The sequence below is a fragment of the Bradyrhizobium vignae genome (genome assembly GCF_004114425.1).
GTDB lineage: Bacteria > Pseudomonadota > Alphaproteobacteria > Rhizobiales > Xanthobacteraceae > Bradyrhizobium > Bradyrhizobium vignae.
In genome coordinates, this window is record NZ_RDQF01000047.1 from 23,116 (window position 1) to 38,699 (window position 15,584).

The 15,584-nt window shown below is 63.6% G+C and carries 16 protein-coding genes and 1 pseudogene; 12 read left to right on the forward strand and 5 right to left on the reverse strand.

The genetic code is table 11. The features are described 5' to 3' along the window. The first annotated feature begins 94 nt into the window (after positions 1-94). The 3 genes from proS (at position 95) to EAV90_RS29370 (ending at position 3,480) form a co-directional block, all read left to right on the forward strand. Complete coding sequence (gene proS, locus EAV90_RS29360; RefSeq protein ID WP_122403029.1) at positions 95-1,414, forward strand: proline--tRNA ligase; 1,320 nt, start codon at positions 95-97, stop codon at positions 1,412-1,414. 73 nt (positions 1,415-1,487) lie between these two features. Further along, positions 1,488-2,768, forward strand: a complete 1,281-nt coding sequence (locus EAV90_RS29365; RefSeq protein ID WP_122403030.1) for a lipoprotein-releasing ABC transporter permease subunit — start codon at positions 1,488-1,490, stop codon at positions 2,766-2,768. A gap of 7 nt (positions 2,769-2,775) precedes the next feature. Beyond that, positions 2,776-3,480 (forward strand): ABC transporter ATP-binding protein, encoded by a 705-nt coding sequence (locus EAV90_RS29370; RefSeq protein ID WP_122403031.1) that lies wholly within the window; start codon positions 2,776-2,778, stop codon positions 3,478-3,480. Between the two features lie 276 nt (positions 3,481-3,756). Here the strand turns inward: EAV90_RS29370 and EAV90_RS29375 are convergent, their stop codons facing one another. After that, on the reverse strand, positions 3,757-4,836 hold the full coding sequence (locus EAV90_RS29375) for a quinone oxidoreductase family protein (protein WP_162500259.1): 1,080 nt from the start codon (positions 4,834-4,836) through the stop codon (positions 3,757-3,759). 110 nt (positions 4,837-4,946) lie between these two features. Here EAV90_RS29375 and EAV90_RS29380 point away from each other — a divergent pair, with 110 nt between their 5' ends. From EAV90_RS29380 to EAV90_RS29390, 3 genes are all read left to right on the forward strand, one after another. Beyond that, positions 4,947-5,720: a helix-turn-helix transcriptional regulator gene (locus EAV90_RS29380; protein WP_122403033.1), complete on the forward strand. Its 774-nt coding sequence runs from the start codon at positions 4,947-4,949 to the stop codon at positions 5,718-5,720. A 180-nt stretch (positions 5,721-5,900) separates the two neighbouring features. After that, on the forward strand, positions 5,901-6,437 hold the full coding sequence (locus EAV90_RS29385) for a TetR/AcrR family transcriptional regulator (RefSeq protein WP_244607989.1): 537 nt from the start codon (positions 5,901-5,903) through the stop codon (positions 6,435-6,437). 70 nt (positions 6,438-6,507) lie between these two features. Further along, positions 6,508-7,365, forward strand: a complete 858-nt coding sequence (locus EAV90_RS29390) for a DMT family transporter (protein ID WP_122403034.1) — start codon at positions 6,508-6,510, stop codon at positions 7,363-7,365. A gap of 237 nt (positions 7,366-7,602) precedes the next feature. Here the strand turns inward: EAV90_RS29390 and EAV90_RS29395 are convergent, their stop codons facing one another. Next, positions 7,603-8,511: a LysR substrate-binding domain-containing protein gene (locus tag EAV90_RS29395; RefSeq protein WP_122403035.1), complete on the reverse strand. Its 909-nt coding sequence runs from the start codon at positions 8,509-8,511 to the stop codon at positions 7,603-7,605. Positions 8,512-8,617: 106 nt separating this feature from the next. Here EAV90_RS29395 and EAV90_RS29400 point away from each other — a divergent pair, with 106 nt between their 5' ends. From EAV90_RS29400 to EAV90_RS40890, 3 genes and pseudogenes are all read left to right on the forward strand, one after another. Continuing rightward, positions 8,618-9,994 (forward strand): FAD-binding oxidoreductase, encoded by a 1,377-nt coding sequence (locus EAV90_RS29400; protein ID WP_129145475.1) that lies wholly within the window; start codon positions 8,618-8,620, stop codon positions 9,992-9,994. A gap of 118 nt (positions 9,995-10,112) precedes the next feature. Further along, entirely contained in the window at positions 10,113-11,012 is a 900-nt protein-coding gene (locus EAV90_RS29405) for a GNAT family N-acetyltransferase (protein WP_164937153.1), read from the forward strand. A 25-nt stretch (positions 11,013-11,037) separates the two neighbouring features. Then, positions 11,038-11,172 (forward strand): annotated as a pseudogene (locus EAV90_RS40890) (type I methionyl aminopeptidase); the annotation flags it as partial. A gap of 22 nt (positions 11,173-11,194) precedes the next feature. Here the strand turns inward: EAV90_RS40890 and pdxR are convergent. After that, the gene (gene pdxR, locus EAV90_RS29415) at positions 11,195-12,601 is read right to left on the reverse strand and encodes a MocR-like pyridoxine biosynthesis transcription factor PdxR (protein ID WP_164937154.1); all 1,407 of its coding nucleotides are present in this window, start codon (positions 12,599-12,601) and stop codon (positions 11,195-11,197) included. 117 nt (positions 12,602-12,718) lie between these two features. Here pdxR and EAV90_RS29420 point away from each other — a divergent pair, with 117 nt between their 5' ends. Further along, a complete protein-coding gene (locus tag EAV90_RS29420; protein ID WP_122403037.1) occupies positions 12,719-13,180 on the forward strand; it encodes a carboxymuconolactone decarboxylase family protein in 462 nt (153 codons plus the stop codon). Positions 13,181-13,222: 42 nt separating this feature from the next. Beyond that, positions 13,223-13,861, forward strand: a complete 639-nt coding sequence (locus EAV90_RS29425) for an HD domain-containing protein (protein ID WP_129145477.1) — start codon at positions 13,223-13,225, stop codon at positions 13,859-13,861. A gap of 53 nt (positions 13,862-13,914) precedes the next feature. On the opposite strand, the gene EAV90_RS29430 is transcribed toward EAV90_RS29425, so the two are convergent. Beyond that, a complete protein-coding gene (locus EAV90_RS29430) occupies positions 13,915-14,178 on the reverse strand; it encodes a DUF3551 domain-containing protein (protein ID WP_129145478.1) in 264 nt (87 codons plus the stop codon). Position 14,179: 1 nt separating this feature from the next. Further along, positions 14,180-14,488 carry a DUF3551 domain-containing protein gene (locus EAV90_RS29435; RefSeq protein WP_122403040.1) on the reverse strand — a complete coding sequence of 103 codons (309 nt, stop codon included), beginning with the start codon at positions 14,486-14,488 and terminating at the stop codon, positions 14,180-14,182. A 253-nt stretch (positions 14,489-14,741) separates the two neighbouring features. On the opposite strand from EAV90_RS29435, the gene EAV90_RS29440 reads away from it, so the two are divergent. Further along, the gene (locus EAV90_RS29440; protein WP_122403041.1) at positions 14,742-15,464 is read left to right on the forward strand and encodes an outer membrane protein; all 723 of its coding nucleotides are present in this window, start codon (positions 14,742-14,744) and stop codon (positions 15,462-15,464) included. Positions 15,465-15,584 lie beyond the last annotated feature (120 nt).

Below are 15,584 nucleotides of genomic sequence, written 5' to 3' on the forward strand. Positions count from 1 at the left end.
CGCCGCGTTAGCGGCTTTTCCTCATTCCCGGTCTTGTGTTTTTGCTCCCAATCCGGTTTCACTGCAGCCGATCACTGATTCCCAGAGTATTACCATGCGGTTGTCGCGTTTCTTTCTGCCCATTCTGAAGGAAAATCCGAAAGAGGCGGAGATCGTCTCGCATCGCCTGATGCTGCGCGCCGGCATGATCCGGCAGGAGGCCGCCGGCATCTATGCCTGGCTGCCGCTCGGCTTCCGCGTGCTCAAGAAGATCGAGCAGATCGTGCGCGAGGAGCAGGACCGGTCCGGCGCGATCGAGGTTTTGATGCCGACACTCCAGCTCGCCGACCTCTGGCGCGAGAGCGGTCGCTATGATGCCTATGGACCGGAGATGCTGCGCATTGCCGACCGGCACAAGCGCGAGCTGCTGTACGGGCCGACCAATGAGGAAATGATCACCGAGATCTTCCGCGCCTATGTGAAGTCCTACAAGAACCTGCCGCTGAATCTCTATCATATCCAATGGAAATTCCGCGACGAGCAGCGCCCGCGCTTCGGCGTGATGCGCGGCCGCGAGTTCCTGATGAAGGACGCCTATTCCTTCGACCTCAACGAGGCCGCGGCACGCGTCGCCTACAACAAGATGTTCGTCGCCTATTTGCGCACCTTCGCGCGGATGGGACTGAAGGCGATTCCGATGCGCGCCGAGACCGGACCGATCGGGGGGGATCTCAGCCACGAGTTCATTGTGCTGGCAGAGACAGGTGAATCCGGCGTCTTCATCAATCGCGACGTGCTGGACCTGCCGGTGCCGGGCGAAGACGTCGATTATGACCGCGATCTGACGCCGATCATCAAGCAGTGGACCTCGCTCTATGCGGCGACTGAGGACGTCCACGACGCCGCGCGCTTCGAGCGGGAAGTGCCGGTGGATAAACGGGTCAACACCCGCGGCATCGAGGTCGGTCAGATCTTCTATTTCGGCACGAAATACTCCGAGCCGATGAAGGCGCTGGTGGCGGGCCCGGACGGCGTCGACGTGCCGATCCACGGCGGCTCCTATGGTGTCGGCGTCTCGCGCCTGGTCGGTGCCATCATCGAGGCCTGCCACGACGATGCCGGCATCAAATGGCCGGAGGCGGTGGCACCGTTCCGCGCGTCGATCCTCAACCTCAAGCAGGGCGATGCGGCCGTCGATGCGGCCTGCGAGAAGCTTTATGCCGAGCTCACGGCCAAGGGCGTCGACGTGCTCTACGACGACACCGACCAGCGCGCGGGCGCCAAGTTCGCCGCCGCGGACCTGATCGGAATCCCCTGGCAGATCATGATCGGGCCGAAGGGCCTCGCCGACGGCAAGGTCGAGATCAAGCGGCGCAGCGATGGTGCCCGCGAGACCATGTCGCCGGCGGACGCGGTCGCCCGGCTGGTCGGCTGAATATTGTTCATCGCCCGATATCGCGGCCGCCAATCCGGCCACAATTGACCCCGAATCATGGGATTATCGAGCGATGGATGAGACCATGACCGAGACCGTGCAAACCGCGCCTTTTGCGCCATTCGAGTGGATGCTGTCGGCGCGCTATCTGCGGGCGCGCCGCAAGGAGGGATTCATCTCGGTCATCGCCGGGTTCTCCTTTCTCGGCATCATGCTGGGCGTCGCGACGCTGATCATCGTCATGGCCGTGATGAACGGCTTCCGCAAAGAGCTGCTGGACAAGATCCTGGGGCTCAACGGCCACATCCTCGTTCAGCCGCTGGAATCGCCGCTGACCGACTGGAAGGACGTCGCCGAGCGCATCAGTCAGGTCGAGGGCATCCGCCTCGCGGCCCCCGTCGTGGATGGTCAGGCGCTGGCGTCATCGCCATGGAACGCCTCGGGCGTTCTGGTGCGAGGCATCCGGTCCGACGATCTCAACAACCTCACCTCGATCGCCAAGAACATCAAGCAGGGCTCGCTCGAAGGCTTCGACGACGGGCAGGGCGTCGCGATCGGCCGCCGCCTCGCCGACCAGCTATCGCTGCATGCCGGCGACAGCATCACGCTGGTGGCGCCGAAGGGCGCGGTGACGCCGATGGGCACGACGCCGCGGATCAAGCCGTACAAGATCGTCGCCGTGTTCGAGATCGGCATGTCCGAATACGATCTCGGCTTCGTGTTCATGCCGCTGGCCGAGGCGCAGGCCTATTTCAACCGCAGCAACGACGTGACCTCCATCGAGGTGTTCACCACCAATCCCGACAAGATCGACGCCTTCCGCAAAGCGGTGACGGAGGCTGCGGGCCGGCCGGTGTTCCTGGTCGATTGGCGGCAGCGCAACTCGACCTTCTTCAATGCGCTCCAGGTCGAGCGCAACGTCATGTTCCTGATCCTGACCATGATCGTGCTGGTCGCGGCGCTGAACATCGTGTCGGGCCTGATCATGCTGGTGAAGGACAAGGGCAGCGATATCGCGATCCTGCGCACGATGGGCGCCTCGCAAGGATCGATCATGCGGATCTTCCTGATCACGGGCGCTTCGATCGGCGTGGTCGGCACGCTGGTCGGCTTCTGCGTTGGCCTCGTGATCTGTCTCAACATCGAATCGATCAGGCAATTCCTGTCCTGGCTGACCAGCACCGAGCTGTTCTCGCCGGAACTCTACTTCCTGTCGAAATTGCCCGCAGAGATCGACATCGGCGAGACTACGGCGGTTGTCGTCATGGCGCTGACGCTGTCGTTCCTGGCGACGCTCTATCCGTCGTGGCGCGCCGCGCGGCTCGATCCCGTCGAAGCGCTCCGGTATGAGTGAGGGGCTGATGGAGCAGCAGCAGGGGGCCGAGGATGTACCGGTCATTTATCTCCATGAGATCAAGCGGCAGTACTTGCAGGGTGAGGTGCCGCTAACGATCCTCGACGGTGCCAAGCTGGCGCTGTGGGCCGGCCAGTCGGTCGCGCTGGTGGCGCCCTCGGGCTCCGGCAAGTCGACGCTGCTGCACATCGCGGGGCTGTTGGAAGCGCCCGACTCCGGCGAGGTCTATGTCTCGGGCGCGCCGACCTCGCAGCTGCCCGACATCGAGCGCACGCAGCTCCGCCGCACCGATATCGGCTTCGTCTACCAGTCGCACCGGCTGTTGCCGGAGTTCTCGGCGCTCGAGAATGTGATGCTGCCGCAGATGATCCGCGGCCTGAAGAAGTCCGAGAGCGTCAAGCGCGCCAAGGAGATCCTGGGCTATCTCGGCCTTGGCGATCGCATCACCCATCGCCCGGCCGAGCTGTCCGGCGGCGAGCAGCAGCGTGTCGCGATCGCACGTGCGGTCGCCAACGCGCCACGCGTGTTGTTTGCGGACGAGCCGACCGGCAATCTCGACCCAGGTACGGCCGAGCACGTGTTCCAGGCCCTGATGCAGCTGGTCAAGGCGACCCAGGTGTCGATGCTGATCGCGACCCACAACATGGAGCTCGCCGGCCGCATGGACCGGCGCGTCTCGCTGTCGCACGGCAAAGTGGTCGAGCTCGATTAAGCAAGTCAGCCGCAGGCTCGGTTCACCTCTCCCCAGCGGGGAGAGGTCGATTTGCGTCAGCCAATCGGATGAGGGGGACTGCCCAACGAAAGACCGTAAACCCTCACCCGGCGCGCGGGACGAACGCGCCGACCTCTCCCAAGGGAGCGGTGAGTTCCCGACGCCGCGCTGCTCGAGTCGAACTCAAAACTGCGAAAACAACCCCATGCACAGTAGCCAAGTGCTTGACGGGACTGACGAAAAAACGGCGACGGCGCTCTGCCGCCGCCTCAGGGCTCAAGGCCTGATCACGGTCAATTTGAACGGTCCGCCATTCGCCGCGGCATGCGCTACCGCCTCGTTGGCATGCTCGAGGTCGAAGGCGGTGGTCTCGTACTCGTCGAGCCGCAGCAGCCCGGCGCGCACCAGCGCGATCAGGCGGCTCGCCGCATCCGGCGGATACATCCAGACGCCGTGGATGCTGATGCAGTTGCGCATGATCCAGGGGTAGGGCAGCTCGAGGCCGGCGCCGCCCGCCATGCCGACGCCGCCCATCAGCACGACGCGGCCATATGCGCGCACCGTCATGACCGCGGCCCGCACGACGGTCGGGCTCACCGAGGGCGGCATGATGTCGAACACGCAGTCGATCGGGCCTGATGCAGCGCGCTTCATGCGCTCGCGGTCGTCGTCCTCATTGCCGGTGAGCCTGACCGGCTTCACGCGGCTGCCGAAGCGGCGGACCAGGTCGGCGAGGATCTTTTCGTTGCGGCCAGGCGTGACCACGCAGGCGGCGCCCATCGCGAGCGCGACCGAGACGGCCGCGCTGCCGAAATTGCCGGTGGCGCCGTTCACCAGCACGGTCTCGCCAGGACGAAGGTTCGCAGCGAGGAAGCCGCCATAGGGCACCAGCAGCGTGCCCAGTGCGCACCAACGCGTCGCCTCCTCAGGCGTGATCGCGCCGAGCCGTTTGACGTTCTCGGTCGGCAGGCGCATCTGCTCGGCGAAGGAGCCGTGGCGAAAGTGCTTTTGCAGAGACATGCCGCCGGGCCCGGCGGCCGTCAGCCCTTGCAGGGCGATATCGGGCGCAACGGCGTCATCGCGCGAGCGCACCGTCGGATCACAGAACACCCAGTCGCCGGTCGCCAGCTTGGTCGCGTCCGGGCCGATCGCGCGCACCCGGCCAATGCCGCCGGGGCCCGGGATGACCGGCAAGTCGAGTGCGTAATTGCGCTCCCCGCTGAAGACCTCGTTCATGTAGGAGAGCACGCGCGTGGCGACGACATCGACGATGACCTCGCCGGTGCCGAGCACCGGTTCGGGGACATCTTCGATCACCAATGGCGAGCCGAAGGATTTGAGCACGGCAGCTTTCATGATGTTCACCTCAAAGTCGGGTGAAGCCGATATGCACCGCCTTGGAGAGGCCAGGAAGGCCTGGTATTATCCTAGTATTCCGAGGGCCCTCCATTGCGGGAGCGACATCGATGGCCGACCCACGCCGCGTCGAATTCGGCGATTTCCTCAGGTCCCGCCGCGAAAAGCTGTCGCCGAAGACCGTGGGCCTTCCGGCGGGGCGCCGCCGGCGCACTACAGGCCTGCGGCGCGAGGAGGTCGCGCAGCTCGCCGGCATTGGGGTCGACTGGTACATCCGCCTCGAACAGGGCCGTACCGTCAGCCCGTCGGTCACCACCATCGATGCGCTGGCCCGCGCGCTGCGGCTCAGCAAGACCGAGCATGCGCACCTCAAGGATCTCGCGCGCGACGGCGACAGGCGTCCGTTCACCCGCGAGGTGGTGCCGCCGCCCATTCTGCGCCTGGTCGAGAGCCTGCCGCATCCGGCCTACATCACCGGACGGCGCTGGGACGTGCTGGCCTGGAATGAAGCCGCAGAAGAGATCTTTGCATTCGGCCGGCTGCCGGAGGACGATCGCAACACGCTGCTGTTGATGATGACCAACAAGCAGACGCGAAAATCCTACGGCGCGGGCTGGGCCGATGTCGCAAGGCGCATGGTCGCGATGTTTCGCGCCACCCACGATGTCTGGGCCGGCGATCCCGCCTTTGCGGAATTGCTGACGCGCTTGCGCGAAGGTAGTCCCGAATTCGTCAAATGGTGGGGCGCCCACGAGGTGCACGGCACCTTGTCGGGCCGCAAGACCATCACCCATCCGACCAAGGGCGTGCTGCATTTCGAGCACACGAGTTTTCAGGCCAACGACGACGCCGCGCTGAGGCTCGTGATCTATACGCCGGTGTGATCGCGCGCGGGAACTCGCGTCAGCATTTGAACGCGGAGCCGTACCGCCCGCGGCGAAAGGGGCTCTTGCCAATTTAAGACCATTCGGTCTATATATCTACATATGCGCAGCCAGTCTCCCGTGCAGATTCCCCGTGGCCGTCCCCGAACGTTCGACACCGAAGCTGCTGTCGAACGCGCGATGAATGTGTTCTGGTCGCGCGGCTATCACGCCACGGCGCTCCCGGACCTTCTTCGAGCGACCAAGCTCTCGCGCGGCAGCCTTTACGCCGCCTTCGGCGACAAGCATTCGCTCTTTCTGCGTGCACTTGATCGTTACATTGCCGATGCCATCGATCGCATGGACGTCGAATTTGCCCCTGAGAGAGAGCCGGTCGACGGCTTGCGGGCCTATTTCGCCGGTTACGTCGAGCGCAACAGCGGGGCCAATGGCCGGCGCGGATGCCTGCTGGTCGCCACAGCCATGGAACTGGCCGGCCGTGATGCCGAGGTCGACCGTCGCATCGGGAGCTTTTTCAGAGCCATGGAGGCTCGCTTGGTCGATGCCCTGTCCCGTGCGAAGGCAGCGGGCAGATTGGCCGATGGCGTCGAGCCTGCGAGTGCCGCCCGCATTATCGTCTGTTTCGTCGAGGGCATGCGGGTGGTCGGTAAAACGGCTCCGGCACGGATGATTTCGCAAGCCACCGTCGACGCTTTGCTCGATCGCTTTATCAGGTAGGCAGACCATGGACGTTTCCGCTGCTCGCAGGCCTATATCTGGACCGAGTAGTCTTGAAAAGAACGGCGCCATGTCGGCCATCCAGATCGTCTGCGCCGTGGCCGTTCCGTTGCTCTGGGGCTATCAGTTCGTGGTCATCAAGGTCGGCGTGACGGAGTTTCCGCCGCTCTTCTTCCTCGCGCTGCGCTTTCTGGCCATCGCGCTGCTGCTTGTTCCATTCGTTGGGCAGCCTGCGCGACAACAGTTCGGTCCCGTCGCAGCCATTTCGCTTTTCCTGGGCGGACTGAATTTCGGTCTCTTCTATGTTGGCCTTGGGCTCGGCTCGGGAAGCCTGTCGGCCGTCGCATACCAACTCGCCCCGCCTTTCACCGTCCTGTTGGCCTGGCCGCTGCTGTCGGAAAAGCCGTCGCTCGCCACATCCGCCGGCGTCGTGATCGCATTCGCCGGTGTGGCGGTGCTGGCCGCGGGACCCGGCTTGTCCGCAAATACCCTTCCGCTGCTGCTTGTGGTCGGAGCCGCGTTCGCGTTTGCGGTGTCCAATGTCTTGATCAAACGCTATGGCCCTTTTGAACCGCTGATGTTGATGGGGTGGTCGTCGCTGCTTGCGGTGCCTCAGGTTCTGGTGATGTCGTTGCTCCTTGAACATGGACAGCTCACGAGCCTCGTCGCCGCGGATGACCGTGGTTGGCTGGCGCTGGCCTACACGATCTTCATCGGAGGGATTGTCGGGTTCGGCCTCTGGTTCTGGCTGATTGCCCGTTGCTCCATAGGCCGCGTCGCGCCATTCGGACTTCTGCTTCCGGTGTTCGCCTTGACATCGAGCGTGTTGTTTCTCGGCGAACATATGACGCCGAAGTTGCTTGTCGGGGGGCTGCTCGCGATATCAGGCGTCGCCATGACGCAGCTGCGACCGGCCACGCGTTCGTGAGCAGGGCAGGGGAGACGGACCTCGCTCGCCGGAGCGCTTTGCGAAACGATGGAGTTTCGGAGTAGGTTCGTCAGTCACATCATCCGTTATCTGTAGCTCGCCTGCGACCATCGGGTGCAGCGCGTAGAGTCGTAGTGGCCGGCGCGTCTGATTTCGAGCGGCAAGCGGAAACGTTGCGGTGGTTTGGATCGCAACGCTTGATCAGGAGTGGACATCTCGGGAGTACTGAGAGGCCGATCAAGGACCTGACCGCAACCACTGCGAAAAAGCCCGGATGGTCCGTGCGCGCGGATGGCTTGGCTTACTGACCACATGGAAGCTGTAGCCAGGCAAGCTCAACTTGAAGGCCTTCACGAGCGTCCCAGCTGCGAGGTCGTGTGCCACGAGCACGTCACTGAAAATCCCGACTCCCTGTCCGGCGATCACCGCCTCGATGGCGTGCAGTTCCTCCCGGAAGCTCAAATGCTGCATGTCCTTGAATTGGGGCACTTCTCGCCACCTGCGCTGAGCCGCGGCGAGCCATCTCTGCCACGTGGGCGGCTCGCGATCGGCGGGCGACCAATAGGAGTGGATCAGAACGTGGTTAGCAAGATCGATCGGTCTCTTCAGGCGCTCCGTTGCAAGCAAGCTGGGACTGCAAACCGGCCAGAACGTATCGCTGAAGAGGTCATCGACGATTCCGTCTGTCGGCCGTGCCCGGCTGGTCGCATAGCGAATGGCGACATCGCCATCTCCGGCCTGCAGATCGAGCACTGAATCCGTGCCGATGACTTCCAGCGGCACGTCGGGATGCAGCTTCCGCCACAGGGGCAGGCGGGGCACGAGCCAGCGGCTGGCGAAAGCGTTGGTCGTCGTCACCCGGAGAGGCTGCTGGTCTCGTTCCTGCTTGACGGCCGCAATGGCCGCGGCAAACCCCTCGAGGCCGCCGCGAATGGCGGGGAAGAGCCGCGCCCCGGCCTCGGTCAACGAAAGAGGCCGTGGTCTGCGCCGGAACAGAGCCCGACCGCAATACTGCTCGAGCAACCCGATCTGGTGGCTGATCGCCGTCGGCGTCACACCGAGTTCTGCCGCCGCCTTCTTGAAGCTCAGATGCCGTGCGGCAGCTTCAAAGGCGCGGAGCTCGATCAGCGGCGGCAGCTTGTGCATGCCACCAGTCTAGGTGAAATCAATTCATCGTCACCTGAATTCTTCGGATTTGCGCCGAGACAGCCCACGATTGAGGATACGGCGGTCAAGCTGAGGAGACCGTGTCATGTCACCCATCGCATCCGTCGCCAGCGCTGCCGCCGATCTCAACGCCTCCTTCGGAGGACAGCTCCTCGAGCCAGGGGACGAGGGCTACGAGGAGGCGCGAAAGGTCCACAACGGGCTGGTCGACAAGCGCCCAGCATTGATTGCCAGGTGCCGCAGCGTCGCCGATGTCGTGGATGCCGTGGCACTTTCAACCAAGCTTGGTCTTCAAGTCGCGGTTCGCGGGGGCGGTCATAATGTGGCAGGGCGCGCAACCATCGACGGCGGGATCATGATCGACCTCTCGCCCATGAAGGGCATCCGGGTCGACGCCGTCGGCAAGACCGTATGGGCGCAGGGCGGGGTCACCTGGGGCGAGCTCAATCGCGAAACGCAACTCCGCGGCCTTGCGGTCACCGGCGGCGTGGTCTCGACCACCGGCATCGCCGGCTTGACCCTCGGCGGAGGACTGGGCTGGTTGATGGGCAAGTACGGCCTGGCACTGGACAATCTGCGCGCCGTCGAGCTCGTCACCGCCGACGGCAAGGTTTTGCGGGCCAGCAAGCAAGAGGAGCCCGATCTGTTCTGGGCCGTCCGCGGCGGCGGCGGAAACTTCGGGATCGCCACCAGTCTCGAATATGATCTCCATAGGGTCGGGCCGATCATCACGGGCGGTCCGATCATCCACCCCATCGCGCGCTCCCGTGACGTGCTGGAATTCTTCCGGGCCAGTACGCGCTCGCTCACGGACGAGCATATGCTGTTCGCATCCCTGACCCATGCGCCCGACGGATCGGGCACGGAGGTTGCCGCCCTGGTCACCAGCCATTGCGGTTCGGTGGCGGATGCCGAAGCAGCGATGCGACCGCTGAAGCAGTTCGGGGCACCAATCCTGGATGCAGTCGGGCCGATGCCCTATTGCGAGCTCAACCGCATGCTCGACGCCAATTATCCGAACGGCGCTTTCAACTATTGGAAATCAAACTTCCTCAGCGAGCTGAGCGACGATGCGATTTCGACCATGATCGAATGTTTCGCGCGCTGCCCGACTCCCATGGGGCAGTTCCTGCTCGAACACATCCACGGCGCGGCGGTTCGCATCGCTGCGGGGGATACCGCATTTCCGCATCGGCAGGAGGGCTACAACTTCCTGATCCTCGCGCAGTGGACGCAGCCCGGCGAGACAAGCCGCTGCATCTCCTGGGCGCGCGAGACCTACGAAAGCATGCGGCCCTTCTTTGCCTCCGGCCGCTATGTCAATTATCTCGATGATGACGAGACGGGCGATCCTGTCGCTGCCGCCTATGGACCGAACTACCGGCGTCTGCAGCGGATCAAGGCGAAGTACGATCCGACGAACTTCTTCCGCATGAACCAGAACATCCGGCCGCTGGCCTGATTGGCGGCTGAGGATCTCGTCGTTCTCATCCCGTTCAGGATGTCCGTACAAGGCGCTACGCTCCGGCCCCGGTCTTGACGTTGGCCGGGCCGCGCTGATCCAGGGAAGGACTCCAGAAATGGCCATCGTGTGCCGACCCGCTCGCATGGACGACTTGGTGAGAGCCGACGAGATCGTGGTCGCCAGCATCAATGAACTGACTGAGCGGCGGGGCTTTGGAAAGATGGCATCCTCTCGTCCGCCGAGTTTTCAGGCCTTCTCGCTCGCCGATGATGCGGAAGGTTTATGGGTCGCCGATGACGACGGACAAATTGTCGGCTTCGCGTGGAGTTGGGTTTGCGGCGGGCTTTGGTTTCTGGCGCAGCTGTTCGTGGCCCCTGATCGCCAGGGCGCCGGCATTGGCGATCAACTCATCGGTCGGACGTTCGCGCACGCAGAGATGCGCGGAGCATCCATCAAGGCGCTAATCACCTTCACGTTCAATAACGTGTCTCAAGGCCTCTACATCCGGCACGGACTGTTCCCGCGCTTTCCGATCTACATGGTCAGTGTGCCTCGTGACCGCCTGGCGCAGCGGTTGGCCGAGCCGCGGCTCCGTCTTGAATCTCTCGCCGCCAAGACGACCGGGTTCGATGAGCTGGCGTCCATTGACGCCAGTGCTCTCGGCATTTCCAGAGAGAAGCATCATCGATATCTCCTGAACGACAGCACGACGAGCGGGTTCACCATTCACGCCGGTCGTGAATGCGTGGGGTATGTCTATATCTCGGATGGACACATTGGCCCGCTTGCAGTCCGCCGGCCAGATCTCGTCGGCCCCGCATTTGCGGCTGCGCTGTCGTTCGCAGCGCGGAGCGATGTGTCAACCATTTCGGCCTTCGTGCCGGGCGCGAGCGAGCCGGCTCTCAAGGCGGCGATTGACAACGGGATGCGTTTGACCTTCCCGATGCTGCTGATGTCCAATCGACAGTTCGGAGATTGGGGCAGCTACCTCCCGCGCAATCCCGGTTTCATGTAGCTCAATCCAGGTGCATTGAACACGCTCCATGGGCGCCGAGTGGGCGCAGGATGATGACGATCCGTGGACGCTCGACAGCCGCCCGGCGACGCCGACCGTCCAATACGAGCACACCGTGATCGCCACGCGAAACGGACCTTTGATCGTCACGCCGGCCGGTAAGGCCACCGAGGTCGGCCTGCTCATGCCAGACGATCGACGATCTCAAGGAGCCGATCGCAGGACGCCTCGATCCTCTTGAGCGGAGACGTTGCGACCCCGAGCAACAGTCCCGGGCGCGCTGATCCCTTCGACGCATACCAGAGAGATAGCGGCGTGGGCGCCAGCCCAAGCGGTGCGGCTTCCCTGGCGATGGCCAGATCGGGCGCTCCCTCCGGCAACCGCAGGACCGCCGCCAATCCGGCAATCGCAACATTTGCAGTGCGCGGGCGGAGGTATTTCAGCAATGCATCGCCTTGCGCTGCGTAGACCCGCTTCGTGCGCCGAAGATGCCGGAGATAATGGCCATCACTGATGAAATCGGCCATCGCGAGCTGCACCGCGGGTCCAGGCGCCGGCGCGAGGCACGCCGCAACTTCGGCAAATCGCGACGCCAGGGCGGCCGGTGCAACGACAAAGCCCAGACGGAGGGCAGGCGTCACGGTCTTGCTGAAAGAGCCGATGTGAATGACGCGGCCGGCGCGGTCGAGCGATGCCAGCGCCGGCGTCGCCCGGCCCCTGAGCTGCAGCTCGCTCAGATAGTCATCCTCGATCACCCACGCCTTGCTTTGCGCAGCCCAGTCGAGCAGGCGGGAGCGCCGCGCGAGCGACAATGTCGATCCGAACGGCGCCTGCTGTCCTGGTGTCACGAGGACCAGCGCCGCATCGGGAGCATGCTTCAGGCCGTAATCGACGTCGATACCGTCGGCGTCAACCGGGATCGGCGCGATCGATAATCGCGCAAGCCCGAGACCGCGCCGGGTGAAGGGAAAGCCCGGCTCCTCCAACCAGGCCTTCTTCTGCTCGAGCCCGAGGACGCGGAGCGCCAGGCCGAGCCCGCCGCTGAAACCGCCGGTAATGATGATCTGGGAGGGCGCGCATTCGATGCCGCGCGCCAACGCAAGATTGGCCGCGATCTCGCGCCGCAACGCCAGTTCGCCGCGTGGGTCAGGGTAGATCGCCGGCGCGCTCACCTCGGCGCGCACCGCCTGCGCGCGCATCCGCGCCAGCAGCGTCGCAGGAAGGGCCTCCTGCGCAGGCACGCCCATCTGGAAGATCGCCGGCCCGGCCGTGAGCTCCTGATACATCTCCATGAACGAGCCGGGGGCCGGGGCCTTGTCCCGCCGCACCGGCAAGGACGGCCGGTCCGCGACATGCGTTCCAGTGGCGCGGGCCGCGACGATCAGTTGGGCGGATGAGAGCTTTTCGTACGCGACGCGTACGGTGCCGCGCGCGACGCCGAGCTGGGCGGCCAGATCCTGCCAGGAGGGCAGGCGCGCGCCCGCGGCGAGCACGCCGCTCTCGATGGCGGTCCTGATCCCCCTGTGGATCTGCTCGGCCAGCGGCGTCTTCGCAGATCGATCGAGCTTCAGACGCAGTGGCTTGGTCATGCCTGCATGGTACACGATTTTTGTGCGTTCTTGGTGCTTTTTTATGGACCATGGCAGGGGCACCTAAAGGGGGCAACGGGGAGCGTTCATCCCTTCCGATCATCAAGGAGCAAGCAGATGAGTGAACGTCTCAACTACAACCACATCGCACCATCAGGCGCGAAGGCACTGGGCGGCGTCTACGGCTACGTCATGCAGAGTGGCCTTCCCGCGACGCTGGTCGCCCTGGTCTATCTCCGCGTGTCGCAGATCAACAACTGCGCCTATTGCCTCGACATGCACACGCGCGACTTGCTGAAGAGCGGCGTGAAGATCGAAAAGCTCGCGCTGGTCCAGGCATGGGCCGAGGCCGGCAATCTCTTCGACGCGCGCGAGCGCGCCGCCCTTGCGTGGGCCGAGACTGTTACCCGTGTCGCCGAGACCAACGTTCCGGATGTAGCCTATCAAGCCGCCCGCAAGGTCTTCAGCGAGCGCGAGCTGGTCGATCTCACGATCGCGATCAGCCTGATGAATGCGTACAATCGCATGTCGATCAGCTTCCGAAAGTCGCCACAGGCTGCGCTCGAGCATGCAGCCTGACCGCGAAGGGCATCAGCCGAAACAGAAAGCAGGAGCCTGAAGATGACGAGCGTGATTTCCGGCGTCAAGATTCCCGACAGCCAATTGGCGCGCGAGGCCGCCGAGCTGGTGCGCAGTTACGAGGACGAGATGTTGTTCAACCATTCGGTTCGCGTCTACGTGTTCGGCGCGATCAAGGGACTGCGTCAGAAGCTGAAGTTCGATTCCGAGCTGCTCTATGTCGCGGCGGTGTTTCACGATCTCGGCCTGGTCGATCACTACCACACCGAGACCAAGCGGTTTGAGGTCGACGGTGCCGACGCCGCGCGCGACTTTCTGCGGGCGCGCGGCATTGCCGAGCCGGAGGCCGACCTGGTGTGGGAAGCAATCGCGCTGCACACCACGCCCGGCATTCCGCAATATATGAAACCGGAGATCGCGCTCACAAACGCAGGCGTCCTGGTGGATGTCGTGGGCGTTGGATTTGACGAGTACACGCCGGAGCAGCGCGACGAGGTAATATCCGCGTTTCCGCGCGGCGATTTCAAGAACGAGTTCTTGAAGGTGCAGACCTGCTCGGCGCTGAAGAAGCCGCAGACGACGTTCGGCACCGTCAATTTCGATTACATCGAGGATCACGATCCGAGCTTCCGCAAACCGAACGCATGCACGCGCATCCGCAACACGCCCTGGCAAAGCTGAGGAGACGCAGCCGCTACGCCACAGGATGCCTGGCTGCAGCCGAACTGTTCCGATCATCCGGTGTCAACGGCCGTGCGCTCGCGGCGAGAGGGCGTTGGTTTCTTCTTTGAGAAGTACGGGTTCACGACGCAACTCGCTGAGCGCCCAACGGCGAGATATCGGCACTGCGCAAGTGAGCCGTAGCGGCAGTCGAAATAGCCGACGGGGCCGTAGATCTGCATGCAGACCGGATAGCTCGGATCATAGGTCTGCGCGTGCGCAGACCCGCTTGCCGGGAGCATGCCGGTGAGGGCGAGCATCAGTACGGCGCGTCGCATCTCAGCGCGGCAGGAAATAGCCCGGCGTCTGCGCGCGCGGGCGATTTTGATACGCGTATGGGTCGTCGCTTTGTCCGACGAAATACGGATTGGCGATGCAGGTCAGCGCGCGACCGGACGCGCTCGCCTGACACTGCGGGTAGGTGTCGAACCTGCAATTGCTCAGTCCCGGCCATTCATCACCAGTGAGGCAGAACGGATGGTTCTTGCCGAATGCGCGTGCGGGCGTGCTTGCAATTGATGCGAGTGCAAATGTGATCAATGCGAGCGAAAGTGTGGCGACAATGGGGTGAGGAACTCGACTGCGCATTTCGATTCTCCAATCACGCGAACGTGCGCGCGACGTCGTTACGCACGCATGCGGTGTATGTCGTGTAGTCGACATTGGAACTCGTGAAAACCCTGGTTTCAAAGGGTTTCCGTGCACGTGACGGTAAACATTCGTTAATGAGCAAGGTCCTTTCGATCGAACTGTTGCGTAGCGGTTACAGCAATTCCGTCGATCGCTGTTATGACGACGGTCACGGCCCGGGGGCCTTTGAAGAAACTGGAACGGGAATCAAATGAAGAAGAGTTTGTTGCTTGCTGCTGTCAGCCTCGTCGCGCTCAGCGCGGCCGCGCCGGCACTGGCTGCTGACCTCGCGGCGCGGCCGTACACCAAAGCTCCGCCGGCGGCGATCGCTGCTGTTTACGACTGGAGCGGCTTCTACATCGGCATCAACGGTGGTGGCGGTTCGTCGCACGTGACCTGGGACTTCGTGGGCGTCGGTCGTGAAGGTTCGCACGATGCGACCGGCGGCACGGTTGGTGGCCAGATCGGCTATCGCTGGCAGTCGGGCCAGTGGGTGTTCGGCGTGGAAGGCCAGGGCAACTGGGCCGACTTCTCCGGCGATAATCTCAGCGCGCTGTTCGCCACCCGCAACCGCACGAAGATGGATGCGTTCGGCCTCATCACCGGCCAGGTCGGTTATGCCTGGAACAACGTCCTCATCTATGTGAAGGGCGGTGCGGCCGTGGTCAGCGACAAGTACGAGATCTTTAACCTCGGCGGCGGATTGCTCGCGTCGACCAGCAACACCCGCTGGGGCGGCACGGTCGGTGCCGGTCTCGAGTACGGCTTTGCGCCGAACTGGTCGGTTGGCGTCGAGTACAACCACATCTTCCTGTCCGACAAGGACGTCACCTTCGCCGGTTTCGCCGGCACCGAGCGCATCCGTCAGGACGTCGACATGGGCCTCGTCCGCCTGAACTACAAGTTCGGCGGCCCGATGGTGGCTCGCTACTAAGACAGAACGCTCCACGCGAGCGGCTGACGAAAGCCCCGGCTTCGGCCGGGGCTTTTTGTTATTTGCATTCAACGAGTTAACCATCCAGCCTGGGGACGTCCCGGATCACTTGACTCCTTA

Coding starts and splice junctions, on each gene's coding strand:
- proS (WP_122403029.1), top strand. CDS start 95: ATGCGGTTGTCGCGTTTCTTTCTGCCCATTCTGAAGGAAAATCCGAAA.
- EAV90_RS29365 (WP_122403030.1), top strand. CDS start 1,488: ATGGATGAGACCATGACCGAGACCGTGCAAACCGCGCCTTTTGCGCCA.
- EAV90_RS29370 (WP_122403031.1), top strand. CDS start 2,776: ATGGAGCAGCAGCAGGGGGCCGAGGATGTACCGGTCATTTATCTCCAT.
- EAV90_RS29375 (WP_162500259.1), bottom strand. CDS start 4,836: ATGAAAGCTGCCGTGCTCAAATCCTTCGGCTCGCCATTGGTGATCGAA.
- EAV90_RS29380 (WP_122403033.1), top strand. CDS start 4,947: ATGGCCGACCCACGCCGCGTCGAATTCGGCGATTTCCTCAGGTCCCGC.
- EAV90_RS29385 (WP_244607989.1), top strand. CDS start 5,901: ATGAATGTGTTCTGGTCGCGCGGCTATCACGCCACGGCGCTCCCGGAC.
- EAV90_RS29390 (WP_122403034.1), top strand. CDS start 6,508: ATGTCGGCCATCCAGATCGTCTGCGCCGTGGCCGTTCCGTTGCTCTGG.
- EAV90_RS29395 (WP_122403035.1), bottom strand. CDS start 8,511: ATGCACAAGCTGCCGCCGCTGATCGAGCTCCGCGCCTTTGAAGCTGCC.
- EAV90_RS29400 (WP_129145475.1), top strand. CDS start 8,618: ATGTCACCCATCGCATCCGTCGCCAGCGCTGCCGCCGATCTCAACGCC.
- EAV90_RS29405 (WP_164937153.1), top strand. CDS start 10,113: ATGGCCATCGTGTGCCGACCCGCTCGCATGGACGACTTGGTGAGAGCC.
- pdxR (WP_164937154.1), bottom strand. CDS start 12,601: ATGACCAAGCCACTGCGTCTGAAGCTCGATCGATCTGCGAAGACGCCG.
- EAV90_RS29420 (WP_122403037.1), top strand. CDS start 12,719: ATGAGTGAACGTCTCAACTACAACCACATCGCACCATCAGGCGCGAAG.
- EAV90_RS29425 (WP_129145477.1), top strand. CDS start 13,223: ATGACGAGCGTGATTTCCGGCGTCAAGATTCCCGACAGCCAATTGGCG.
- EAV90_RS29430 (WP_129145478.1), bottom strand. CDS start 14,178: ATGCGACGCGCCGTACTGATGCTCGCCCTCACCGGCATGCTCCCGGCA.
- EAV90_RS29435 (WP_122403040.1), bottom strand. CDS start 14,488: ATGCGCAGTCGAGTTCCTCACCCCATTGTCGCCACACTTTCGCTCGCA.
- EAV90_RS29440 (WP_122403041.1), top strand. CDS start 14,742: ATGAAGAAGAGTTTGTTGCTTGCTGCTGTCAGCCTCGTCGCGCTCAGC.